At 60.2% G+C, this 22480-nt stretch carries 23 protein-coding genes; 9 read left to right on the top strand and 14 right to left on the bottom strand.

Translation table 11 applies throughout. From position 1 onward, the window contains the following. Window positions 1-156: 156 nt before the first annotated feature. From ACD590_RS04665 to ACD590_RS04650, 4 genes are all read right to left on the bottom strand, one after another. Entirely contained in the window at window positions 157-1152 is a 996-nt protein-coding gene (locus tag ACD590_RS04665) for an NAD(P)H-quinone oxidoreductase (protein WP_439002246.1), read from the bottom strand. A 175-nt stretch (window positions 1153-1327) separates the two neighbouring features. Then, on the bottom strand, window positions 1328-3151 hold the full coding sequence (locus ACD590_RS04660) for a bifunctional diguanylate cyclase/phosphodiesterase (RefSeq protein WP_439002245.1): 1824 nt from the start codon (window positions 3149-3151) through the stop codon (window positions 1328-1330). A 159-nt stretch (window positions 3152-3310) separates the two neighbouring features. Next, window positions 3311-3550, bottom strand: a complete 240-nt coding sequence (locus ACD590_RS04655; protein ID WP_018241158.1) for a ribbon-helix-helix domain-containing protein — start codon at window positions 3548-3550, stop codon at window positions 3311-3313. Between the two features lie 193 nt (window positions 3551-3743). Beyond that, a complete protein-coding gene (locus ACD590_RS04650; RefSeq protein WP_018449469.1) occupies window positions 3744-4298 on the bottom strand; it encodes an HdeD family acid-resistance protein in 555 nt (184 codons plus the stop codon). 152 nt (window positions 4299-4450) lie between these two features. Here ACD590_RS04650 and betI point away from each other — a divergent pair, with 152 nt between their 5' ends. From betI to betA, 3 genes are all read left to right on the top strand, one after another. Beyond that, on the top strand, window positions 4451-5077 hold the full coding sequence (betI, locus tag ACD590_RS04645; protein WP_439003513.1) for a transcriptional regulator BetI: 627 nt from the start codon (window positions 4451-4453) through the stop codon (window positions 5075-5077). Next, the gene (gene betB / locus ACD590_RS04640; protein ID WP_018241156.1) at window positions 5074-6537 is read left to right on the top strand and encodes a betaine-aldehyde dehydrogenase; all 1464 of its coding nucleotides are present in this window, start codon (window positions 5074-5076) and stop codon (window positions 6535-6537) included. Before betI ends, betB begins: the two co-directional genes overlap by 4 nt. A gap of 221 nt (window positions 6538-6758) precedes the next feature. Beyond that, a complete protein-coding gene (gene betA / locus ACD590_RS04635; RefSeq protein WP_439002244.1) occupies window positions 6759-8408 on the top strand; it encodes a choline dehydrogenase in 1650 nt (549 codons plus the stop codon). Here betA and ACD590_RS04630 read toward each other — a convergent pair whose 3' ends face one another. The 5 genes from ACD590_RS04630 to ACD590_RS04610 all read right to left on the bottom strand — a co-directional run bounded on the left by ACD590_RS04630 (window position 8409) and on the right by ACD590_RS04610 (window position 10641). Beyond that, window positions 8409-8708, bottom strand: coding sequence for a type II toxin-antitoxin system RelE/ParE family toxin (locus ACD590_RS04630; RefSeq protein ID WP_439002243.1), 300 nt, complete (start codon window positions 8706-8708; stop codon window positions 8409-8411). Next, window positions 8705-8986, bottom strand: coding sequence for a YlcI/YnfO family protein (locus ACD590_RS04625; RefSeq protein ID WP_003546405.1), 282 nt, complete (start codon window positions 8984-8986; stop codon window positions 8705-8707). The genes ACD590_RS04630 and ACD590_RS04625 overlap by 4 nt, the downstream gene beginning before the upstream one ends. A 119-nt stretch (window positions 8987-9105) precedes the next feature. Beyond that, window positions 9106-9579 (bottom strand): DUF6644 family protein, encoded by a 474-nt coding sequence (locus ACD590_RS04620; RefSeq protein WP_018241152.1) that lies wholly within the window; start codon window positions 9577-9579, stop codon window positions 9106-9108. A 19-nt stretch (window positions 9580-9598) separates the two neighbouring features. Further along, window positions 9599-9946: a DUF6152 family protein gene (locus ACD590_RS04615; RefSeq protein ID WP_050565096.1), complete on the bottom strand. Its 348-nt coding sequence runs from the start codon at window positions 9944-9946 to the stop codon at window positions 9599-9601. A 248-nt stretch (window positions 9947-10194) separates the two neighbouring features. Further along, window positions 10195-10641 (bottom strand): RrF2 family transcriptional regulator, encoded by a 447-nt coding sequence (locus ACD590_RS04610; protein ID WP_018241150.1) that lies wholly within the window; start codon window positions 10639-10641, stop codon window positions 10195-10197. Between the two features lie 420 nt (window positions 10642-11061). On the opposite strand from ACD590_RS04610, the gene ACD590_RS04605 reads away from it, so the two are divergent. The 5 genes from ACD590_RS04605 to ACD590_RS04585 all read left to right on the top strand — a co-directional run bounded on the left by ACD590_RS04605 (window position 11062) and on the right by ACD590_RS04585 (window position 16326). After that, window positions 11062-11838: a phosphoadenylyl-sulfate reductase gene (locus ACD590_RS04605; protein WP_439002242.1), complete on the top strand. Its 777-nt coding sequence runs from the start codon at window positions 11062-11064 to the stop codon at window positions 11836-11838. A 152-nt stretch (window positions 11839-11990) separates the two neighbouring features. Continuing rightward, window positions 11991-12944, top strand: a complete 954-nt coding sequence (gene cysD / locus ACD590_RS04600) for a sulfate adenylyltransferase subunit CysD (RefSeq protein WP_003546395.1) — start codon at window positions 11991-11993, stop codon at window positions 12942-12944. Between the two features lies 1 nt (window position 12945). After that, window positions 12946-14442 carry a sulfate adenylyltransferase subunit CysN gene (cysN, locus tag ACD590_RS04595; protein WP_018449476.1) on the top strand — a complete coding sequence of 499 codons (1497 nt, stop codon included), beginning with the start codon at window positions 12946-12948 and terminating at the stop codon, window positions 14440-14442. 408 nt (window positions 14443-14850) lie between these two features. Beyond that, window positions 14851-15492 carry a peroxiredoxin-like family protein gene (locus tag ACD590_RS04590; RefSeq protein WP_047619530.1) on the top strand — a complete coding sequence of 214 codons (642 nt, stop codon included), beginning with the start codon at window positions 14851-14853 and terminating at the stop codon, window positions 15490-15492. Window positions 15493-15912: 420 nt separating this feature from the next. Continuing rightward, on the top strand, window positions 15913-16326 hold the full coding sequence (locus ACD590_RS04585; protein WP_439002241.1) for a GFA family protein: 414 nt from the start codon (window positions 15913-15915) through the stop codon (window positions 16324-16326). A 154-nt stretch (window positions 16327-16480) separates the two neighbouring features. On the opposite strand, the gene ACD590_RS04580 is transcribed toward ACD590_RS04585, so the two are convergent. After that, window positions 16481-16861: a GNAT family N-acetyltransferase gene (locus ACD590_RS04580; RefSeq protein ID WP_245472625.1), complete on the bottom strand. Its 381-nt coding sequence runs from the start codon at window positions 16859-16861 to the stop codon at window positions 16481-16483. A gap of 134 nt (window positions 16862-16995) precedes the next feature. After that, window positions 16996-17886: a LysR family transcriptional regulator gene (locus ACD590_RS04575; protein WP_439020849.1), complete on the bottom strand. Its 891-nt coding sequence runs from the start codon at window positions 17884-17886 to the stop codon at window positions 16996-16998. A 43-nt stretch (window positions 17887-17929) separates the two neighbouring features. Here ACD590_RS04575 and ACD590_RS04570 point away from each other — a divergent pair, with 43 nt between their 5' ends. Then, window positions 17930-18901 (top strand): quinone oxidoreductase family protein, encoded by a 972-nt coding sequence (locus ACD590_RS04570; protein ID WP_439002240.1) that lies wholly within the window; start codon window positions 17930-17932, stop codon window positions 18899-18901. A 14-nt stretch (window positions 18902-18915) separates the two neighbouring features. Here the strand turns inward: ACD590_RS04570 and ACD590_RS04565 are convergent, their stop codons facing one another. From ACD590_RS04565 to ACD590_RS04555, 3 genes are all read right to left on the bottom strand, one after another. Continuing rightward, complete coding sequence (locus ACD590_RS04565) at window positions 18916-19419, bottom strand: hypothetical protein (protein WP_020572948.1); 504 nt, start codon at window positions 19417-19419, stop codon at window positions 18916-18918. A 484-nt stretch (window positions 19420-19903) separates the two neighbouring features. After that, window positions 19904-21085 carry a glycoside hydrolase 5 family protein gene (locus ACD590_RS04560; RefSeq protein ID WP_439020848.1) on the bottom strand — a complete coding sequence of 394 codons (1182 nt, stop codon included), beginning with the start codon at window positions 21083-21085 and terminating at the stop codon, window positions 19904-19906. Between the two features lie 15 nt (window positions 21086-21100). Then, window positions 21101-22480, bottom strand: a complete 1380-nt coding sequence (locus ACD590_RS04555; RefSeq protein WP_439002239.1) for a hypothetical protein — start codon at window positions 22478-22480, stop codon at window positions 21101-21103.

The following is a 22480-nucleotide window of genomic DNA, read 5'->3' as shown; positions in this document are numbered from 1 at the left end:
CCTCGTAGGGACCGTACAATGCGCAAGCAACACCACATCAAGATGCGCAGTTTCGGGGCCGGGTTTCGATCAGACGACTGTTCAACGACCCGGGGAGACTCACAAACGGCCAGGATCAGCTTCACCTTGCGCACAAATGCTGGTCCGAAGCTGACCTCAGACGGTGAGCATGACCTTGCCGACATGGCTGCCGCCTTCCAGCAGCCGGTGGGCTTCGATAACCTCTTCGAAGGCAAAGACCTTGTGGATGACGGGGGCGATGGTGCCGGCTTCCAGCAGCGGCCAGACCTCGGAGAGCAAGTCGTCGCGGATGGCGCGTTTTTCTTCTGCCGTGCGCGGCCGCATGGTGGAGCCGGTGACCGTCAGCCGCTTGACCATGATCGGCGAGAGATTGACCTTTTCGGCGATCGCGCCGCCGAGGAAGGCGATGATCGACAGGCAGCCGTCCTTGGCCAACGAACCGATGTTGCGCTCGAAATAGGAGGCGCCGATCATGTCGAGGATGATATCGACGCCGTGGCCGGTCTCGGCCTTGATCACCTCGGCGAAATCCTCGGTCCTGTAGTTGATCGCGCGTTTGGCGCCGAGCCTCTCGCAGGCCTCGCATTTCTCCTTCGAACCCGCCGTCGCGTAGACTTCAGCGCCGAAGGCGCGGGCGAGCTGGATCGCCGTCGTGCCGATGCCGCTGGAGCCGCCATGGATCAGCACCGTTTCGCCTTCCGTCAGCCCGGCCATCTGGAAGAGATTGGCCCAGACGGTGAAGAAGGTCTCAGGCAAAGCGGCCGCCTTTACCGCGTCATAGCCCTTGGGAAAGGGCAGGATCTGGCCTGCCGGCAGCAGGCAATATTCGGCATAGGCGCCACCATTGGCGAGCCCGCAGACCTTGTCGCCGACGCCATACCCGCTGACGCCGGGGCCGACGGCAACGATTTCGCCTGATAGCTCCAGACCGAGGATCGGGCTCGCATCCTTGGGCGGGGGATAGCTGCCCTGGCGCTGGGCAATATCGGGGCGGTTGACGCCGATCGCCTCGGCGCGCACCAGAACCTGCCCGTCTTGCGGTACGGGAAGCGGTCGCTTGCCGATCGTCATCACCTCGGGCCCGCCGAAGGACGGCAGATCGACGAAACGCATTTCCTGAGGCAATGGCATGACCCGGCTCCTCCCTGGAGCAGTTCAGCTTTTGGTGGAAGTGCGCGGAACCGCTCTGGCTTTTTGTCTAAAACACAGGAAGTAAATCAGCCCCGCAGGCTTGGGAAGACTTGATGTGGCAGAGGCGTCAATTCGCCTCGCCCACTGCATAAGTGCTACAGCGTCCTTTGCGCATCTAAAATGACGCGCGGCGCTGTAGGAGATGGAAGACCAGGCCTCCCTCGCTGTCCTTGGCGGCCGACTTGATGATGGCGATTTCGGCGCTGACGCGGTTGATATCGTCGATGACCAGGCCCTCCGGCAGTTCGATGACGCCGATCGAGCAGCGCATCAGCGGGAACAAAGCTTCGGCGCCGGTGCGGTCGTGACCGAGGATGCGGCCGGCGGCGCGATCCTCGTCGGAATAGAGGTCCCGCACGTCGTCATGGAAATCGCTGATCAGCCGCTCGAGGATTTCCGTCAGCTCTTCCTTGGTCCAGCCGACGACGCCGATGAAGAAATCGTCGCCGCCGACATGGCCGAGGAAATGACGTTCGGCGAAGAAATAGCGGCGCATCAGCGCGGCAAACAGCGAGATCGCGTGGTCGCCGAGATGGAAGCCATAGGCATCGTTGAACGGCTTGAAATTGTCGAAGTCGCAATAGCAGAAGTGGCGAAGCGCATCGCCGTCGCGGCCGGACTGACGCATGAAATCGCGGATGGCACGATTGCCCGGCAGGCCGGTCAGCGGGTTCTGGTCCTGCGCGGTCTTCAGCTGTTTCTCGTTGATGACCTTGATCAGCGACGCGGCGGAGACGACACCGGCATAGCGCATATTGTCGGTCAGGATCAGGCAGTTGCTGCCTTCCATATTGGCGAAGATGGCCATCAGTTGCTCGGCGTCGCTGTCGAGGCCGACGATCGGCGCCATCTCGACGAAATGCGAGATGCTGCGCTCGTACATCTTGTTCTTCAGGAGATCGCGGCCGAAGGGCTGGTAGATATATTCCTTGAGGTGATGCTCGTGGATGATGCCGCGCGGCTCGTCATTGGCGTTCAGGACAGGAAAGAAGGCCTGGCGCGGATTACGCCGGAAGAGTTCGAAGACGCTGTCGATGCTGTCATTCTCATAGACCGTCGGCAGCAGCTCGATCTGCTTGCGGATGAGGATTTCGTCGAGCGACTGGCTGCCCCGCTTGCTCTTGCCGAGCTCCTGCAGGTGCGGGTAGGACGGCGCCAGCTCTGATATATGCGTCGTCGGGCGGGAGATAAACCAGCCCTGGACGAGGTCGACGCCATATTCGCGGCAGGCGATGAATTCGGCCTCGGTCTCGATGCCTTCGGCGATGACGCGCGTGCCGAGCACATGGGCAATGTTGACGATGCTCCTCAAGAGATGGCGCTTGCGGGGGCTGCGGTCGATCTCGGCGACGAAATGGCGGTCGATCTTGAGATAATCGACGGCATAATCGCAGAGCAGCTTTATCTCGCCGTGGCCGACGCCGAAATCGTCGATCGCCAGTTTGAAACCGGCCTTGCGCAGCCTGGAAACGAGGCCGGAAAATTCCGGCACGCTGGTATTGTCGAAACGCTCGGAGAATTCGAAGCAAACGGAAGACGGCGGAATATTCGCCTTGCGCAGATGCTGCAGCAGGCTCTCGACCAGGTGTTCTCCATGCGGGATCAGCCGGACATCGAGATTGAGGAACAGCGTCGAGGTGGAGAAATTCGATAGCGTCGCGAATTTGGCGAGCGCGCGGCTGGCGACCATCTGTTCGAGCTGCAGCAGCTGGCCGGCCTGGTGAGCCTCGTCGAGGATTTCGAGGGGCGTATCATAACCGATGCGTTCCTGGCCGCGCATCAGGGATTCGTAGCCGAAAACCGTGCCGGTGCCGGCCTCGACGATCGGCTGGAAGGCATTCTCGACCACGAGCTTGGCAAGGGTGACGATCTGATCGCTGGCGTAGCGGCGCAGGACATCCGGCGCGACGGTGGCAGCCAAGGACATGCTGGTCTTCATTGTGGGCCGATCTCCACTGTGACTTGTTCTTTTTCGTCCGGAACATGCCGCAGAAGGATCAATGAACTCTTTCGCCAGTGTGAAAGTTTTATGAAACGCGCAAGAGCATCCTGCGCGTTCCGCGTTCATTCAATTTTTCCAATGCAATCAAATGCTTGTTCAGGCGGAGCGACGGCGCTCCGCCTCGTGATCGGCGAACATGTCGGCGACGCATCTGCCGCCGGATGGAGCGCCGTCGTCAAGAATATCGTCCCGGAACTCATTGAGCTTGCGGGCGGTATCCCAGAGGCGGAGCGCCTCGCGGACGACCTCACTGCTCGAGGCATAGCCGCCATTGTCGACGGCGGCGCGGATGCCCGCTGCCTGTTGCGGAGAGATGGAAACGGTGACCATCGGCATGAACTTCCTCCCTTTTCTGATCAGGCAGAACCCTGCCTCTGGGGGACGCATGACCATTTTCAGCATTCTCGGCGATCTCGCCGGTGCCTTGGTGCATTCGCACTCAGACCGTTCACTTGACTTAGGACCGGTCTGTAACCCGTTAAGTCTAATCCCCTGTCATAGTCTTGTCAAAAAAGAACGGTCAGCGGCATCAGTTTCGACTGCGGATGCCGAGGCTGAAGGCAATCATTGTCGAGCCCTGGACGATGAGATCGGCGGCGAGGAACAGGCCGAGGATCCACAGGCTGTTCACCGGCCAGCCGAGCGCGATGACGAAACCGGCAAGAGCGGTGATGACGCCACTTGCGACGATCCAACGCCAGCCCTTGGTGGGCTTCATGCGCATGCCGACCCAGGTGCGGAAGACGCCGGCGATGACCAGTGCGAGCGAGAGAAACAGCGTCAACGCCGCCGAGGTCAGGATCGGATTGACGAAAGCGCAGATGCCGGCAAGCACATAGAGCAGGCCGCTCAGTATCCAGAACAGCACATGATCCCAGCCGCGCACCTGGAAGGCATGGACGAGATAGATCACCCCGCCGAACAGCATCAGCATGCCGACATAATAGACCGAAACGACGGTGGCGAGCATCAGATTGCCGAGCGCGATCAGACCGCAGACGAGCAACAACACGCCGAGGCCGGCAAACCAGATCCATTTCGACTGTAGCGAAGATGTCGGCGTTCCCTCGAAGACATCGGTCATGATGCACCTCCTGAGATTCTGAATATGTTGCAGCAATTTGACAGGGAAAGATCCGCGCCCAGTCAAATCGCGAAAGATTTTTATTGATTGATCAGTCAATCAAAAATAACCTGCCGCTGATTTCAAGGAGTGGTTTGTTGCCGAAAGTCGGAATGGAGCCGGTGCGCCGCAAGGCGCTTGTTGATGCAGCGCTGCGGGTGATCGGCGATCACGGCTCGCTTGCCATCACCATGTCCGATATCGCCCGGCAGGCCGGCGTGTCGCCAGCCCTGGCGCATCATTATTTCGGCAGCAAGGAACAATTGCTGATCGAGACGATCCGCTCGCTTCTCCGACAGTTGCGCAGCGATACGGTGGCGGCACTTAAGGCCGCCAGGACGCCGCGGGCGCGGCTTTCCGCCATCATCCGCGTCAGCTTCCACGCCGACCAGTTCGCGCCGGAGACGATTGCCGCCTGGCTTGCCTTTTACGCCGAAGCGCAGCGCTCGGAAGAGACGCGACGCTTCCTGGTGATCTATGCGCGGCGGCTGCGCTCCAATCTGCTGGCCGACCTCAAGGCGCTGTTGCCAGCTGACGCCGCAGAACGCATCGCCGAAGGCGCTGCGGCGATGATCGACGGGCTTTATATCAGGCAAAGTCTGAAATCCGCGCCGATCGGCATTGAAGCCTCGATCGCGCTGACGGAAGATTATCTGAATGCGCTTTTGGCCACCGCCTCCCCCTCTCCCCGGAGCGAGAAGGGACGACCACATCGAACCACCCAAGGACAAATGACATGAAAGCCCAGCCGAAAGCCTCGCACTTCATCGACGGCGAATATGTCGAGGATACCGACGGCACCGTCATCGAGAGCCTCTATCCCGCGACCGGCGAGGTGATCGCCCGGCTGCATGCCGCAACGCCCGCGATCGTTGAACGGGCGATCGCGGCGGCCAAGCGCGCCCAGCCGGAATGGGCGGCGATGAGCCCGATGGCGCGCGGGCGCATCCTGAAGCGGGCAGCCGACATCATGCGCGAGAGAAACCGGGCGCTTTCCGAACTCGAGACGCTCGACACCGGCAAGCCGATCCAGGAGACTGTTGTCGCTGACCCGACCTCGGGTGCCGATGCCTTCGAATTCTTCGGCGGCATTGCGCCGGCCGGTCTCAACGGTTCGCAGATCCCGCTCGGCCAGGACTTTGCCTATACCAAGCGGGTGCCGCTCGGCGTCTGCGTCGGCATCGGCGCCTGGAACTATCCGCAGCAGATCGCCTGCTGGAAAGCTGCGCCGGCGCTTGTCTGCGGCAATGCCATGGTGTTCAAACCGTCCGAGAACACGCCGCTCGGGGCGCTGAAGATCGCCGAGATCCTGCATGAGGCAGGACTGCCGAAGGGCCTCTTCAATGTGATCCAGGGCGACCGCGACACCGGGCCGCTGCTCGTCAACCATCCCGATGTCGCCAAGGTGTCGCTGACCGGCTCGGTGCCGACCGGCCGCAGGGTGGCGGCGGCCGCCGCCGGCAACCTCAAGCATGTGACGATGGAACTCGGCGGCAAGTCGCCGCTTGTTGTCTTCGACGACGCCGATCTCGATTCGGCGGTCGGCGGCGCGATGCTCGGCAATTTCTATTCGACCGGGCAAGTCTGCTCGAACGGCACACGCGTCTTCGTGCAGAAGGCTGTTAAGGCCGAATTCCTGAAGCGGCTGAAGGTCCGCACCGAGGCGATGCTGATCGGCGATCCGATGGACGAGGCGACGCAGGTGGGCCCGATGGTTTCCTGGGCGCAGCGCGAGAAGGTGATCTCCTACATCGAGAAGGGCAAGGCCGAGGGCGCAACACTCATTGCCGGCGGCGGCATTCCGAACAACGTCTCCGGCGAGGGTTATTATGTGCAGCCGACGGTGTTTGCCGATGTCACCGACGACATGAGCATCGCCCGCGAGGAGATCTTCGGGCCGGTCATGTCGGTGCTCGATTTCGACGATGAGGACGAGGTGATCGCGCGGGCCAATGCCAGCGAATTCGGCCTTTCCGGCGGCGTCTTCACCGCCGACCTCACCCGCGCCCATCGCGTCGTCGACCGGCTGGAGGCGGGCACGCTCTGGATCAACACTTACAATCTCTGCCCGGTGGAAATCCCCTTCGGCGGCTCGAAACAATCCGGCTTCGGCCGCGAGAATTCGCTGGCCGCGCTGGAGCATTATTCCGAGCTGAAGACGGTTTACGTGGGCATGGGGCCGGTGGTGGCGCCTTATTGAACTGAAGAACATCTGCGCTGCCCTTTGCCCCTCACCCTAACCCTCTCCCCGCGCGCGGGGAGAGGGGACGTGCCAAACGTAGCGTCGAGGTTAGGGGAAGCCGGTGCGGCATATCCCCTTCTCCCCGCGAGCGGGGAGAAGGTGCCGGCAGGCGGATGAGGGGCAGGCTCTGGGAAAAACAAGAAGCAGCCGGATGATGGCAGCTCGAGGGAAACAAGACTATGCAAGCAGATTTCGTCATCATCGGCTCGGGCTCCGCCGGCTCCGCCCTCGCCTACCGTCTGTCGGAAGACGGCAAGAACAGTGTCATCGTCATCGAGGCGGGTGGCAGCGATTTTGGGCCGTTCATCCAGATGCCGGCGGCACTCGCCTGGCCGATGAGCATGAAGCGATATAACTGGGGTTATCTGTCCGAGCCGGAGGCGAACCTCAATAACCGGCGCATCACCGCGCCGCGCGGTAAGGTGATCGGCGGCTCCTCGTCGATCAATGGCATGGTCTATGTGCGCGGTCATGCCGAGGACTTCAACCGCTGGGAGGAGCTCGGCGCCAGCGGCTGGGCCTATGCCGACGTGCTCCCCTATTACAAGCGGATGGAGCATTCGCATGGCGGCGAAGAAGGCTGGCGCGGCACCAATGGGCCGCTGCATGTCCAGCGTGGCGGCTTCACCAATCCGCTGTTTCGCGCCTTCGTCGAGGCCGGCAAACAGGCGGGCTTCGAGACGACGGAGGATTATAACGGCAGCAAGCAGGAAGGCTTCGGGCTGATGGAACAGACCATCTTCGGCGGCCGCCGCTGGTCTGCCGCCAATGCCTATCTGAAGCCGGCGCTGAAGCGGCAAAATGTCGGGATCGTCTATGGCTTCGCCCGCAAGATCGTGATCGAGGACGGGCGGGCGACCGGCGTCGAGATCGAACGCAACGGCAAAGTGGAGGTGGTGAAGGCGAACCGCGAAGTGATCGTCTCGGCCTCCTCCTTCAACTCGCCGAAGCTCTTGATGCTCTCCGGCATCGGCCCCGGCGAACATCTGAACGACATGGGCATCGAGGTGAAGGCCGACCGGCCGGGCGTCGGCGCCAATCTGCAGGACCATATGGAATTCTACTTCCAGCAGGTGAGCACCAAGCCGGTGTCGCTCTATTCCTGGCTACCGTGGTTCTGGCAGGGCGTGGCCGGCGCACAATGGCTGCTCTCGCGCGGCGGGCTCGGCGCCTCCAATCAGTTCGAGGCCTGCGCCTTCCTGCGCTCGGCGCCGGGGCTGAAGCAGCCCGACATCCAATACCATTTCCTGCCGGTGGCGATCAGCTATGACGGCAAGGCGGCGGCGAAGAGCCACGGCTTCCAGGTTCATGTCGGCTACAACCTGTCGAAGTCGCGCGGCAGCGTGACGCTGCGTTCGGCCGACCCCAAGGCCGATCCGGTGCTGCGCTTCAACTATATGAGCCATGCCGAGGATTGGGAGAAGTTCCGCCACTGTGTGCGCCTCACCCGCGAGATCTTCGGCCAGAGCGCCTTCAACGACTATCGCGGGCCGGAGATCCAGCCGGGCGAAGGCGTGCAAAGCGACGAAGAGATCGACGCCTTCCTGCGCGAACATCTGGAAAGCGCCTATCACCCTTGCGGCACCTGCCGGATGGGCGCCAAGGACGATCCGATGGCGGTGGTCGACCCGCAAACGCGGGTGATCGGCGTCGATGGCCTGCGTGTCGCCGACAGCTCGATCTTCCCGCACGTCACCTACGGCAACCTGAACGGACCCTCGATCATGACCGGAGAGAAGGCGGCCGACCATATCCTCGGCAAACAGCCGCTGGCGCGCTCGAACCAGGAACCCTGGGTCAACCCGCGCGCGGCGGTCAGCGACAGATAGTCAGTGGTAGTCTTCTTCGCGCTGGTGACGGACGGCGATGACAATGACGCTCGTTTCGCTCATCACTTTGAAAAGAATGACATATCCGGCTGAGCCGAATGGTACGACGAGCTCGCGCAGCAAGGGATCATCCGCAGAGGCGCGTCTGGCCATCAGCGGGAAATCCTGAAGTATCATCAGAGCTTTTTGGATGGCGTTGATGGCACGTTCCGCCAAATCCGGATCACGTTCGATCAGAAAATCGGCGAGCCGGTCCAGATCTTCATAGAAGGTCTGGGTATACTTTAGCTCGAAGGTCATTTTTGCTGTGCAGCTTTACGAGCTTTCGCCTTTTCAAGCTTTTTGCGCATCAACTCCTGAATGTCGTCCGTTGTGTAAAACACACCGGTGCGCTCTGCGTCCGCCAAGCCAGCCAGACCCCGCGCGATGAACTCCGCTTGGGTCTTTCTATAATCGATCTGGCGGCGAAGAGAGTCCTCTATCAGCGACGACAAGCTCTCGCCTTCTTTGAGAACGCTTTCGGCGGCAGCGCGCAATTCAGGATCCACGCGAAGGGACGGGAGAGATGCCGTTTTCATGACGTTCCTCATGCGTTGCAATTGCAATGCAATATGATGGATCATCGTGTTATATTCAACTCCCCTCCACCTGACGCAATTCATATGCGCCGCGGTTGAGAAAATCGGGAGCGATCCCATCAGAGAAATCCGATCCAGCGTCCCGCCACAAGTGCGGCGATCCATGTCGCCGCCGACAGAGCCGCCGAAACTCTTATGGCAGGGCGAAGAATGCCGACAGTGGTTACCGTTCGCCAACCCTGCCCAGCGTGCACGACCAGCACGTTGAGTAATCCGAAGGCAATCAGCCCGAGCTTGGCGAGGAAGGCGGGATTGGCGGCGTATTCGACCGCCCGGACGCTGAAGAGACAGAAGCCGGTTAGAATAGCCGCGGCAAGGCCGACGCCGGCGGAGCGGGAGAGAAACGGGGCAACGACTTCAACAGGCAGCTTGCGGAAGAAGCCGGCGAGCTTGAGATCGAGCGGCAGGATGGCGCCGATGAGAAGACCGATCGCCAGGATATGGGCTGCGTTGACGAACATGTAGAGTGTTCCGGAGCGCCGGAGCGCGACCGCAGGCGTGGTGGCTGACAGCCATTCGAGAATGTCGATCACAGCTCGGTTCGCCCAGAGGTCAGTTCGTCTTGATGCGGTCGGGATAGATATCGTAGCGCTTCTCGCCGATGGTGAGGCGCACCGCCTTCATCCGCTTCTCCTTTGGATCCTGCGAACGGTTTCCAAGGGCCACCACCTGGTCGCCGGGCTTGGCGACACCTTCGACGAAGCCGGAGCGTTCCGTCTGGCGCGGATTACCGAGCTCGACGAGCCAGACGCCGTCATTGGCGGTCGCGACGTTAAGGGTCGGATGCGGCCCGCCCATGGAGATCTTCTCGATGGTGCCGCGAAGCTCGATCTGATCCGCCTCTGCCCAGGACCAGCCGTGATGGGCCATTGCGCCGGTGGCGAAAGCCACAGAAAGCATGGCTGCAGCCACTAGAGTATTTCCGTTTTTCTTCGCACCACGGAAATGCTCTATCTCTTTGTTTTCACGCAATTCCGGACGCAAAACCGCTCTGCACTTTTGCTGGAATTGCTCTAGCCGCTGTGCTGAAATTATAGACATGACGTCCTCCCTACCCGTATTGACGGGCAGGTGGAGCATTAGAGCCGGAAGAAAAGGGATTTCACCAAATCTTGAAGAAAGATGCGGGCGTCAGTTCACCCTGATGCTCAGGCCAGCAGACGGGTGACTTCGGCGCTGTGCGCTGGGGCGACGGCATCGGCGATGGTCGTCGAGAACAGCACCTTGCGGGTGGCGTCCGCCACCTTGGCGAAGACGTGGCGGATCTGGCAGTTCTGTTCGCCGTCGCAATCGTCGCACCGGCGGTAGGCGGTGATCGAGAGGCATGGAAGCGGGGCGATCGGGCCGTCGATGATGCGCAGGATCTCGCCGAAGGTGATGGTGTGGGCGGGCTTGAGGAGGAGATAACCGCCCTGCTTGCCGCGGCGGCTGGCGACGACGCCGTGATGTTTCAGGTCGAGCAGGATCTGTTCGAGGAACTTCTTCGGGATCTTCTGCTGCGCCGCGATATCGGAAATCATCACCGGTTCGTCGGCATCGGCATCAGCCAAGACCGTGAGCGCCCGCAGCGCATATTTCGCCTTTTGCGTAATCATTTTTGACCATCGACACACACAGGCAGTGCGAATTTCCGCACTGCTACGGAAGTACTTTCACCTCTATGGCACAACCAGCATGAACGGAATTTGAACGCGCCGGAGAAAGCCTTGAGAGACAAGCGTTTTGGCCTTGTTTTTTGCTCTCGGCCAAGCTCTCTTAATCTATGCCAAAACTGCGCCTTCTGCACCATTTTCGGCATCACTTCAGATTTCGGATTGACAGGCTGCGTGTAACTCTACTATTTCTATAGACATTCGAGCTGCCGATGTGGATTTTCATCCGCAGGCGGCTGCTTTTCTGCATCGCGGCAGCTTCGGAGAGATATTTGCTCTTCCGGCCGCAGCTTTCGAAATCCCTTTTTCTGTCCGATCCCTGTGTGAACTGCGATACTCCGGTCAACAAAGGACAGGATTCTCATGACTGCTATCAATCCGATTGCGGAAGACGGGCCGATTGCGGAAGAAGGACCGATTGCGGAAGCCAAGGCGCTGAATGACAGACTGGCAGGCATCGACCTTGCCGGACGTCTGTCGCTGGTCTCAGGCCTCGGCGGCCGCGTGGTGTTCACAACGTCACTCGGCATCGAGGACCAGGTGATCACCGCCGAGATCGGCACGCACCGCCTGCCGATCGATGTCGCCACGCTGCAGACCGGCCGGCTGTTTGCCGAAACGCTGGCACTGATCGAAGAGACCGAAAGCCAGTACGACATTCGCATTCATCGTTACGAGCCCGAGAAGGCCGATATCGACGCCTATGCGGCGCAATACGGCCTCAACGGTTTCTACGAGAGTGTCGAAGCCCGGCATGCCTGTTGCGGCGTGCGCAAGCTGAAGCCGCTTGCACGGGCGCTCGAAGGTGCTGCGATCTGGATCACCGGCCTGCGCCGCGGCCAATCGGCCAATCGCGCCGAAACGCCCTTTGCCGAATACGACGCCGAGCGCCACCTGCTGAAGGTCAATCCGCTCGCCGACTGGGACCTGGAGGCGATCAAGGCCTTCGTTTCCGCAAATGGCGTGCCGGTCAATCCGCTGCACCAGCGCGGTTATCCTTCGATCGGCTGCGAGCCCTGCACCCGGGCGATCAAGCCCGGTGAGCCGGAACGCGCCGGCCGCTGGTGGTGGGAGCAGGACGAAACGCGCGAATGCGGCCTGCACGTCGCCGAAGAGGCCGCAGCGATCGCCGCACAGTAAATCACCTCACGGCTTTCCCAATCGGGGCGCGGCGACCACCGCAGCCTTGGGAAAGCCAACATTCCCGGGGAAAGCCACCGTTCCCGGGGAAAGCCAACATCAAGGAATTGTTTTGCGGCGAGCCGTAAACGACCGATAGCCTGGAGTAAAACATGCCCGATAGCCGTCCGGATACGGAACTCAGCAATCCGCAGAGCGCCAAGGCGCCGCTCGACCCGCATCTGAAAGCGCTGGAAAACGAATCCATTCACATCTTCCGCGAGGTTGCGGCCGAATTCGAGCGTCCCGTCATGCTCTATTCGATCGGCAAGGACTCCTCGGTGCTGCTGCATCTGGCGCGCAAGGCCTTCTATCCCGGCCGCGTGCCCTTCCCGCTTCTGCATGTGAATACCGGCTGGAAGTTTTCCGAGATGATCGCCTTCCGCGACGAGACCGCGAAGAAGTATGATCTCGATCTGATCGAGCACATCAATCCGCGCGGCAAAGCCGAAAACATCACGCCGTTTACGCATGGATCGGCTGCTTTCACCGACATCATGAAGACCGAAGGCCTCCGTCAAGCGCTCGATGCCGGCCAGTTCGATGCCGCTTTCGGCGGCGCGCGGCGCGACGAGGAAGCGAGCCGCGCCAAGGAACGCATCTATTCCTTCCGCACGCCGGACCATCGCTGGGATCCGCGCAACCAGCGGCCCGAACTCTGGAACATCTACAACGGCATGATCCGCAAGGGCGAGAGCGTGCGCGCCTTCCCGCTGTCGAACTGGACTGAGGTCGATATCTGGCGCTACATCCAGGCCGAGGACATTCCGCTGGTGCCGCTTTACTACGCCAAGAAGCGGCCCTTCGTGGAGCGCGACGGCATGATGATCCTCGCCGAGGACCCACGTCTGGAACTGCTGCCCGGTGAAGTCCGCCAGGAAGGCATGATCCGTTTCCGCACCCTCGGCGACTTCCCGCTGACCGGCGCCATCCGCTCACAGGCCACCACCCTCGAAGAGGTGATTGCCGAACTCGAAATTGCAACGGTGTCCGAACGCCAGGGCCGCGCCATCGATCGCGACCAGTCCGGCTCCATGGAAAAGAAGAAGCGTGAAGGATATTTCTGAGATGACCGCAGCCCAAACCGCCGTCTCGGCCGCCACCGTCGTCAGCCTGCCCGCCGCCGAGCAGCAGAAAGCTCTGCGCGACTCGCGCCCGCTGCGCCTCATCACTTGCGGCAGCGTCGATGACGGCAAGTCGACCTTGATCGGCCGCCTGCTCTGGGACACCAAGGCCGTCAAGGAAGACCAGGCCGCCACCCTGCAGCGCGATTCCACCGGCAAGCAGAACGATCTCGGTCTGCCCGACTTCGCATTGCTGCTCGACGGCCTGCAGGCCGAGCGCGAACAGGGCATCACCATCGATGTCGCCTATCGCTATTTCTCGACCGACAAGCGCTCCTTCATCGTCGCCGACACGCCCGGCCACGAGCAATATACCCGCAACATGGCGACCGGCGCCTCGACCGCCGATCTCGCCATCCTGCTGGTCGATGCGCGCTTCGGCATTCTCGAGCAGACGCGCCGTCACGCGACGATCGCCTCGCTGCTCGGGATCAAGCAGTTCGTGCTTGCCGTCAACAAGATCGACCTGACGGGCTATGATCGCGCCGGCTTCGACAAGATCAGCCATGACTTCCGGGAATTTGCCCTGTCGCTCGGCGTCAAGCAGATCACCGCCATTCCAATGTCGGCGCTGAAGGGCGAAAACGTCGTCTATTCCGGCCAGGCCGCCATGCCCTGGTACAGCGGCCCAACGCTGGTGGAGACACTGGAGCTTGCCACCGTGCGCTCGTCGCAGACGGTCGGCTTCCGCCTGTCCGTCCAGCGCGTCTCGCGTCCCGGCGAAAGCTTCCGCGGTTATCAGGGCACGGTTGCCGGCGGCTCGGTCAAGCCGGGCGACAGCGTCATGATCCTGCCGTCCGGCATGGTCGCCAATGTCTCCAAGATCGTCACCTTCGATCTCGTCCGCAATGCCGCCGTTGCCGGCGACGCGATCACGCTGGTGCTCGACCGCCAGGTCGACGTGGCGCGCGGCGACATGATCGTCTCCATCGACGCCCAGCCGCAGGTCGGCCTTGCCTTCGACGCGCAGATCGTCGCGCTGCAGCCTGAGGGTATCGAGCCCGGTAAGCGCTACTGGCTGAAGAGCGGCAGCCGCCGCCAGCGCGTGCAGGTGCAGCCGCTCAGCCAGCTGGAGCTGAAGACCGGCAGTTGGAACGCCGCCCAGCGGCTCTACATGAATGCGATCGGCAAAGTCCGGCTCGTCTTCGACGAAGCGGCGATCTTCGACCCCTATGAGCAGAACCGGCTTTCCGGCTCCTTCATCCTGATCGATCCGGAGACCAACAACACGGTTGCCGGCGGCATGGTCACCGGCAAACGCACGGAACTCGGCGGCCTACACAATGGCGAAGCCCGCGTCATCCTCTCGCTTCCGGCCGATCTTGCCGAGCAGATCATGGCAAGCGAACTCTTCGCTAGCCGCAGCCATGAGGCCGAGGTGCGGCGCATGACGGCAGCCGAAGCGGCCGACCTCTGGTCGAGCGCTGCAAGCGATATCTAAGGGATAAGGGGCCAGCAAGTCTGGCCCCTCATCGAGACCGAATCCGCTGGCTGCAGGGCCGGCGGATTCCCTGTCGAGCGGCAAAGAACCGATCAGAACCTGAGACTTTGCGATAGGGGCTCTCCACTACGCGGCCCCACGCTGCTTGAACGCAAAATCGGCAGGTCCCCCCGCTCAATTTTCTGTGTCCGCCTCTACGGCGGCTAAAAAAATCAGAGTTTGCAGAAAACGGACTTTTTCAATTCACGATTCGCTGTTTAACGCTTGCCCGCAGGCCAATGTGGGGCCATTCTTAGATCGGATCCTGGCGGTGCGGTAAGACGAGAGGTCAGGCCTTGCAACGCTCAATCTCGACCTCGAAGCACGTGGCGCCTTTTCTCGACTGATCCCCGAGCGAGGAGGTTGTCCATGTCCACGCCCTTTGTCGACCATCCGCTACAACCGGGCGACCGGGTCCCGAACGTTGTGTTTGATGCGATCTCGCGCGAGGGGAAGATCGCTCTTGATGATTTTCGCGGCCGCAGCCCGTTGTTGATCGGTTTGTTTCGAGGCCTGCATTGTCCGTTCTGCCGGCGCCATGTCGCGGCCATGGCATATCTCAACCCGATGCTGCGTGAGAAAGGCGTCCAATCCCTGGCGGTGGTCAACACCCCGGTCGAACGGGCGCGGCTCTATTTCCGTTACCATCCGATACCCGATCTTCTTGCTGCTTCCGACCCGGTACGGGCTTCGCACCAAGCCTTCGGCTTACGCGAGGTCGGGATCGACACGGTCATGGCGATACGGATCGATCTTCCGGGCGAGTTGCCCGAGCCGATGGGCGTGATGGCAATGGACGAGTTCATCAACGAGAAGGAAGGATATCAGATTACGGAAGCCGATCAGCAGATGATGACTGCCGACCACGGGCAGCTTGTCGGTCAGTTCCTCATCGACCGGGAGGGCATCGTACGCTGGAGCTTCACTGAAGTTCTGGAGGCTGGGCTCCAGACATTCAAGGCACCGAATTCCGAGGAATTGATGTCGGTAGCTTCCCAAGTCGTACATTAACAACGAAAAACTCGCTGGACGACCCGCCACAAGTCGGCCTTGCCGGTGCGGCGCACGACGGCCGCCGAAGCGGCCGACCTCTGATCGAGCGCTGCAAGCGATATCTGACAAGGGATAAAGGATAAGGGGCCTGCAAGACTGGCCCGTCACCGAAATGCGGGATCACCGAACCCGCTGGCTACAGGACTGGTCAGAACCTGAGACTTTGCGATCAGGGCTCCACATCCGCTCCGGCCCGAAGCGGTCCGATGGCGTTCCTCTAGACTTCGGCATTTCCGCGATCTACATTTGAGCTTCTGTGAGCCTGAATTATATCAGCTCTCAGCCCATTCGCATCGCCCACCCTCACCATTTGCGGTTCGGGCCTGCGCTTCACCCCCCATTCAACGTAATTTCGCCGTGCAAGCGGGAGGAGTTTCCATGGCCAATGCCCAATGCGCCTGCGGCGCTCTGAGACTGATGCTCAGCGAGCCGCCACAATTGACAGCTCTCTGCCACTGTTTGGCTTGCCAGCGCAGAACGGGTGCGCCGTTCAGCGCAAATGCTTTCTACTCGATCGGCTGTGTCGAAATATCTGGAACGTCTACAGAATTCATTCGCACTGCCGAGAGCGGTCGCAAGGTCCGCATGCATTTTTGCCCAACTTGCGGCTCGACCGTCTATTGGAAGGCCGATGCTGCGCCGTTCTGGATCGGGGTGGCGGTAGGTTCCCTTGCCGACCCGGCCTTCGCCCCTCCTGCCCTATCAGTCTTCGAACAATCGAAACATAAGTGGGTGCAGCTTGACGAAGCGGTAGAGCACTTTCAGAGCCATCCAATCCGCCAATTGGAATGAATCGACACGGGCTTTCGGCCTGAAGCGGACTTTGGATCATCGGCAGCGGAAGCTCTTTCGCTGCCTGCTAGATAACCCTTTCGCGCAGACCATTGATCGCTGACAACACCGTTGCCTCCGGACCGAGCCCTCTCGGCAGATAGTCGCGCAAAACTCAGAGTGATCGTTCGAAAAGAAGCTCATTCTCCTTTTCGCCGACATGCTCCCAACCAGCCGCTCGATAAAATCTCTCGGCTCGGGTGTTTGGATCGGTGGTGAGCCACGCGCGTTCGATGCCCGCAGATTTGAGGCAGGCGCAGGCTTCGGCCAGCAGAATCGAGCCAATCCCTTTTCCTTCAAATCCGGGAGCGATAAAGAGCGCCCAAATGTTTCCGTTGCGTGGGTCAGCCGCGGAAAAGCCGACCACATCGCCGTTCTCTTCCCAAATGGCCACTCCCGGATTTCTTACATACCATTCATAATCGTGATCGGTGACCTTAGAGGGGTCAGCCAATACGTTTTCGACGACTGAAGAACGGACAACTTTGAGCGCCATGAGGTCACTCGCAACCGCTTTTCGGAGCATGCAACGATCTCTCGATAGCTTGTGAAGGCTTGCAGAATGCCTCTTTGTGGCGATCAGTTCAATGACTGCCTCTGCCGCTTTGCGGCCCTAGCCAACTGAACGGACTACTTCCCCAGAGCATTCTTCAGCGCCTCGACGACGACGCGGACGGAAGGGACGTCTTTGATATCAGAATGGACAACCAGCCAGACCTCTCTTGTCAAAGGCCGTTCGGTCTCAATGCGCTGGAGACCAGCGAACTCCAGGACGGCGAAATCGGGCAGCATGACGACACCGGCGCCCAGGCTTGCGGTTGCGGCCTGAAACTCCAGAACGGATGACCTCACAGCGATCGGCCGGCCGGCGGCCAGTTCGATCAGCCGCAATTGTTGCGGCGAGGCGTTCATGGTTTCGTCGTAACCGATGAAGGTCCAGTCCGGCGGTGGAACCGTCTCGAGATAGGTCTTTGATGCGTAGAGATGGAAGCTTGTCTCACCGAGCTTGACAATGGCGTAATCGCCGTCCTCGGGACGCGACATTCGCACGGCGATATCCGCCTCTCGTCTGTTGAGGGACGCGAGGCGCTTTTCTCCGACAAGCGTGACCTGCACACCCGGATGGTCTCGCCTGACGGCCGCGATCGGCTTTGCCAGGAGCACGCTTGAGAGAGCAGGAGGCGCGCTGATCCTCACATGGCCACGCAATTCCATGGCGCTGCTGCGACCAAGCTGCTCGATTGCCGCAGTTTGCGCCGCGACAAGAGCTGCGTGCCTGGCAACCTGCTCTCCGTCCGCGGTTAACATGATGCGCCGTCCGCGGCGGTCGACCAGCTTGCGTCCCAGGCTGGCTTCAAGCGACGAAATCCGCCGACTGATCGTGGCGTGTTCGACGCCGAGCTGCTTTGCGGCACCAAGCAATGTTCCGGACTGCGCGAGCGCCAGGAAATGCCGAAGGTCGTCCCAGTCGATCTTTGTGAATTCCCTCCCAATCATTGTGAAGCAATAGGGAATTTTCACACATCATGCCATCACTTATTTTGTGCCCATGAAGGAGCACGAGATGACCGACCAAATCGTATGGCTGAACGCCCCTGGTGACATCACCCAATTCCATGTTGAGCATCATCATTGTGAGCCTCCCGGTGATGGCGAGATAACAATCCGTCATCAGGCGATCGGAACCAACTTTCTCGACGTCTATCATCGAAAGGGCATCTACCCCATGCCCTCCTACCCCGCGGTGATCGGTGCGGAGGCGGCGGGCGTCGTCGACGATGTCGGTCCTGGTGTCTCCCTGTTCCAAAAGGGTGACCGCGTTGCCTATGCCGGGCCTCCGGTTGGAGCCTATCGCTCCACGAGGAATATTGCCGCTGAACGGGCGATCAAGCTTCCGGATGCCGTTTCAGCAAAGACGGCAGCGAGTTCGCTGCTCAAAGGCATGACCGCCTACATGCTGTTGAAAAAGACCTATAATGTGCGTGCAGGCACTCAGGTTCTGATCCATGCGGCTGCGGGTGGGCTTGGGAGCATCCTCGTTCGTTGGGCCAGATCGCTCGATGCCACTGTGATCGGGACGGTCGGCTCTTCCGAAAAGGCCGCATTCGCCGCATCTTATGGCGCCGATCACCTTATTGTTGGACGAGGCGCCGATATCGTCGCGGACGTGAAGCGGCTCACGAACGGACTTGGTGTCGACGTCGCCTATGACGGGATAGGCGGCGACACGCTTCTCAAAAGCATTCGTTCTGTCCGCCCATTCGGCATGGCTGTCACCATCGGTCAGGCCGCCGGTGCTATTCCACCGGTGCCTGTCGAGGAACTTCGACCGGGAAAGGCACTCTGCCATCCGAGCATCATGGCCTGGTGCGCTGACGTCGGACAATATCGCGAGGCTGCTCTCGCTGCAGTCGGGGCGATGGAAGCGGGGATCGTTTCGCAGATCGGTGCCGAATATCGTTTGGCCGATGTTGCCAAGGCGCACGAAGAGATGGAATCCGGACGCTCGGCCGGCAGTATCCTGCTGATACCTTGATCGGTCAGCGTCCGTTATTTCGGTTTGCGCAGATGGAGAGATCCTGTCGGAATAGGAACCACACTGGCAAGTCGTTGGCCTACCACGGTACCGATTGTGGCAACCCCGGACGTATTCCTGGATGCAGGCTCGATTTGGCGAAGAAACAGTCCGCTATCATCTGCAAGAGATCCGATGGTAATCATCGGCTCATCGTCGACGAAAAGTATCAATCCAATGCCGGATCCGACCTTATCCTCCACCCTGCACGGCAGGGCTCTCAGTACGGTCTCCGCGTTTGTCGAAAACAGGGATTTCACAAGCCCGCCAAGGGCTTCGACCTTATTGACGAACGGCCGCACGACAAGCGTGACCGCGTCTTCTTCAGATAAAGAGAGTTTGACTGAAAACTGAGCCGGCGCAGAACCGGTTGGCAGGCAAGCACTATAAAGCTGGAAAATCGCGGCGCGGGCGAAATTCAAGCGTGTATCATGGGATTCGGCTTCGACGATTGATTGAAGAAAGCGTGAAGAGTTCACTGCCGCAATCCCTATTTCGAATCGGGGTAGCCCGATGAGGTTTCATTATACGATACCGCTTCTGCGTGCGAGCCGTCCGCATTATTCATATTAACGAATGCTGACCTTCGAAAATCTCCGGCTTGTCCCCGATATCCTGGATAGACCGCGAATATTTGGCGAAGCTGGAAAGCCAGTTTAGATCGCAACAAAATATGAAAGCATTTAGGTCAATACTCTGGCGTGTCGAGATCGCTATCACTCGTCTATGCGACGATTGTGGAGGGTGGAAAGCCCCCGGAGCATGATGCCGAAAAGTGCCCGCAGTATTCGGAAGACATCATGCTCCATAAAAACCGGATTCAGATTTCAGGCCGACCGGCCTAAATCATCCTGCTCCAGGGGAAAGAACGCGCAACCGTTCCGGTCCGCAGGAGCGCTTCCGATCTTCGTGTCACGCATATTGTCTTCTTGAAATCGGTTTCCGCCTTCGAGCGAGCCCTGATTATTGAAACTTGAGGGCGGCGGCGCGCAGAGCCTGCCAAGCAGGGCCTCCATCGTTATGAATGTCGAATTTGTCGTAGTCGTCCTGGGGATAGAGGCCTGAGTCCTGTGTGCTGACAAGCCGCCAAACCACCCAGCCTCCGCAATCCGACATGGCGATCGTGTTCAGCCAAGTTTGATAGGCATTTGCCTGATCGGGATCGGATCGCGGAACTCCAAATTCCTCCAGGATCACCGGTTTTCCGATATTTCGTCCGATCTCGCAGTATTCGCGAATGCGAGCATCGAAATCGGAATGGCTGATTTTGACATAGGATGGGTAGCCATGCCATGTGCCGAAATCGACGCTCGGAATGTTCATATCCGACAGCTTCTGATCCATGTTCCCATGGCCCGTCGTCACGAGCTGTTTCGGTGCCAGGGTTTTGACATAGGCTGACATTTCCGACACCCAGTCGTGAAGGAGCGGTTTGGGATGAATGTCAGGTTCGTTGGCCAGGTCCCAGGCAAAGATGGTGGGGTCATCGGAATAGCGGACACCAGTAATCGTGTTGACGCGCGACAAAACATGCCGAATCCATTCCTTGTAATCGCGTCGGGTTCGCGGATCAGCGGCAAAAAAGGTGTATTTGTCCGAACTCCCGTACCAGGCGTTCATTTGTTGGGCACCGCCCGTATAGGCCCAGAAATCGACGAATGCGAGGATCAGCTTAAGCTTGCGCTTCGCCGCTTCCGCGATGAGGTAATCGACCTTTTGCAGGCCGTCAGGTCCATCGTTGGGGACCATCCGTTTGGTTGTCGGATCCCAACTCATCATATAGATGCCCTTGGTACCCAGATTGCTGGAATCGGACGTGCTTTTTGAGTTCCAGATCGTCGGCACCCGGCCGTCCAGCGACCCTATAACCGGTTGGAGGAAGGTGCGCACCACATTGGCACCCATTGCCGTGGCATCGTCCAACACGCGGGTGACTTCGCCTGGCGAGCCAAATGTCAGATAATGGTTGTTTACGCCGGCCACGCGGAATGGCTTGCCGTCCAGCAGGAAGCCCTCCCCTTTCGTCGTGACGAAAGATTGCTGCCTAGATGACTGCGCGGCCGTAGATCCGACCTGAGCAGACCAAAAAAGCGCCAGCGCCGCAGCGCCGACAGCGAAATTCCGGAAGCGTTGAATAGGCCTCATGCGAAGAACTCCCTTTCAAGCCCGTGACGCAATTCCGATTTGGTCGGTCTGGTCGAGGGAATTGCCATATGTCGAGACACCGGCAGCCGCTGATGGCGCGGTGGTGGATGGCGTCGCAATGCGCCGCGCAGCCCAATACAATGCCGGGCACAGAAGGAGGCCTTCCAGCGAAACAGCAATGACCCAGAAGTTGGCTGTGCCTGCGATCCCGAATTGCGCACCGGCGGCAGCGGCCACGATCTCCAGCACCGCACCGCCGATCAGAACGAGCGTGGCAAAACCCAGGCGCCGCCGGACACGTTGAACCGCGAGATAATGATACTTGGACGCCATTCCGAAAGCGGCAAAGCCAAGAAACTGGAGACTATTTCCTGCAATCACAGCATAGGCCGGATTGAATATCCAGAGCATGAAGCGCGACAGGAACAGGAACGCCAAGGCGGTCGCCGCGCAAACCAGCATCGACAAGCCGAGCGACAGGCGCAGGCGCGCGGGAAACAGCTCCGGCTCCCGCACAGCGATGGCAAACAACACCGAGGCGAGTGACGCAGGGACTAGAAGCGCAACGTTCAGCACCGTCCAGGCGGCATAGAAGGCGGCGTTGATCTCAGCGGACAGCATCACCGTGACGACGAAGGGCAGCAGCAGCGCCGGCGCCTGAACAGCCATGCTGAGGGCATGATGACCTAAAACCTGTCCGAGCGCCGGGCGGAAGGCGTGGATGTCCGGCCGGTGGAAAACGCGCCCACCGGCATAAACAAGTAGCCCGGCCACGACGACCAGTGAGACAAGCTGCCCGGTAAACCAGGTGGTGAAGATCGCCAATTCGCTGCTTGCGCGGCCAAGTGTCAGGCCGAGAGCGATCAGTAGAAGAAGCTTGCTGGCGGCGAAGACGACATTTCGGGCCAGTTGAAGGCCGCTGCGCAGAAGGCCGACCAGGGCCTGGTCGAGCACGAGGGTCACGGCCGTCAGAGCGCAAGCAACAACGAAGAAGAGATCGGTCGCGGAGGAGCCGACGATCGAGCCAAGCTGCGTCGATGTCCAGGCTGCGATAGCAAGATAGATCAGCCCCACCACGATGGAGGCGCTGAACGAGGCAAGGAGCGCGCCCGTCAAAAAAGGGCCTGCTCTTTTCTGGCGGCCTATCTCGCCCATCAGGAAGGGTCCGAGACCGACTTCCCCGAGATTCGCGAGGAGGTTCATCAACGATATGGCGGCGGCGGCGAGCCCAACAGCCTCGGCCGAGAAGGAACGCGCCGCGAACCACCAGTAGACGAAGCCGAGAATGGCCGTCATCAACGTTCCAAGCCCCAACATGCCTGCATTGAGGAGCAGGACCGCCTGATTCATCAGGAGGCTGCGGACCTTGGCAATAGCGGCGTTGAGGGTCATCAT

It is taken from the genome of Rhizobium sp. 862_C5_N1_2, assembly GCF_051811205.1.
GTDB classification, from domain to species: domain Bacteria; phylum Pseudomonadota; class Alphaproteobacteria; order Rhizobiales; family Rhizobiaceae; genus Rhizobium; species Rhizobium leguminosarum.
The sequence above is the reverse complement of the archived record's forward strand: the minus strand, read 5'-3'. Positions and strand labels throughout refer to the sequence as shown.

Excerpts from the sequence above, each read along its gene's own strand:
- ACD590_RS04665 (WP_439002246.1), bottom strand. The coding sequence starts at position 1,152 with ATGCCATTGCCTCAGGAAATGCGTTTCGTCGATCTGCCGTCCTTCGGC.
- ACD590_RS04660 (WP_439002245.1), bottom strand. The coding sequence starts at position 3,151 with ATGAAGACCAGCATGTCCTTGGCTGCCACCGTCGCGCCGGATGTCCTG.
- ACD590_RS04655 (WP_018241158.1), bottom strand. The coding sequence starts at position 3,550 with ATGCCGATGGTCACCGTTTCCATCTCTCCGCAACAGGCAGCGGGCATC.
- ACD590_RS04650 (WP_018449469.1), bottom strand. The coding sequence starts at position 4,298 with ATGACCGATGTCTTCGAGGGAACGCCGACATCTTCGCTACAGTCGAAA.
- betI (WP_439003513.1), top strand. The coding sequence starts at position 4,451 with ATGGAGCCGGTGCGCCGCAAGGCGCTTGTTGATGCAGCGCTGCGGGTG.
- betB (WP_018241156.1), top strand. The coding sequence starts at position 5,074 with ATGAAAGCCCAGCCGAAAGCCTCGCACTTCATCGACGGCGAATATGTC.
- betA (WP_439002244.1), top strand. The coding sequence starts at position 6,759 with ATGCAAGCAGATTTCGTCATCATCGGCTCGGGCTCCGCCGGCTCCGCC.
- ACD590_RS04630 (WP_439002243.1), bottom strand. The coding sequence starts at position 8,708 with ATGACCTTCGAGCTAAAGTATACCCAGACCTTCTATGAAGATCTGGAC.
- ACD590_RS04625 (WP_003546405.1), bottom strand. The coding sequence starts at position 8,986 with ATGAAAACGGCATCTCTCCCGTCCCTTCGCGTGGATCCTGAATTGCGC.
- ACD590_RS04615 (WP_050565096.1), bottom strand. The coding sequence starts at position 9,946 with ATGCTTTCTGTGGCTTTCGCCACCGGCGCAATGGCCCATCACGGCTGG.
- ACD590_RS04610 (WP_018241150.1), bottom strand. The coding sequence starts at position 10,641 with ATGATTACGCAAAAGGCGAAATATGCGCTGCGGGCGCTCACGGTCTTG.
- ACD590_RS04605 (WP_439002242.1), top strand. The coding sequence starts at position 11,062 with ATGACTGCTATCAATCCGATTGCGGAAGACGGGCCGATTGCGGAAGAA.
- cysD (WP_003546395.1), top strand. The coding sequence starts at position 11,991 with ATGCCCGATAGCCGTCCGGATACGGAACTCAGCAATCCGCAGAGCGCC.
- cysN (WP_018449476.1), top strand. The coding sequence starts at position 12,946 with ATGACCGCAGCCCAAACCGCCGTCTCGGCCGCCACCGTCGTCAGCCTG.
- ACD590_RS04590 (WP_047619530.1), top strand. The coding sequence starts at position 14,851 with ATGTCCACGCCCTTTGTCGACCATCCGCTACAACCGGGCGACCGGGTC.
- ACD590_RS04585 (WP_439002241.1), top strand. The coding sequence starts at position 15,913 with ATGGCCAATGCCCAATGCGCCTGCGGCGCTCTGAGACTGATGCTCAGC.
- ACD590_RS04580 (WP_245472625.1), bottom strand. The coding sequence starts at position 16,861 with ATGGCGCTCAAAGTTGTCCGTTCTTCAGTCGTCGAAAACGTATTGGCT.
- ACD590_RS04570 (WP_439002240.1), top strand. The coding sequence starts at position 17,930 with ATGACCGACCAAATCGTATGGCTGAACGCCCCTGGTGACATCACCCAA.
- ACD590_RS04560 (WP_439020848.1), bottom strand. The coding sequence starts at position 21,085 with ATGAGGCCTATTCAACGCTTCCGGAATTTCGCTGTCGGCGCTGCGGCG.
- ACD590_RS04555 (WP_439002239.1), bottom strand. The coding sequence starts at position 22,480 with ATGATGACCCTCAACGCCGCTATTGCCAAGGTCCGCAGCCTCCTGATG.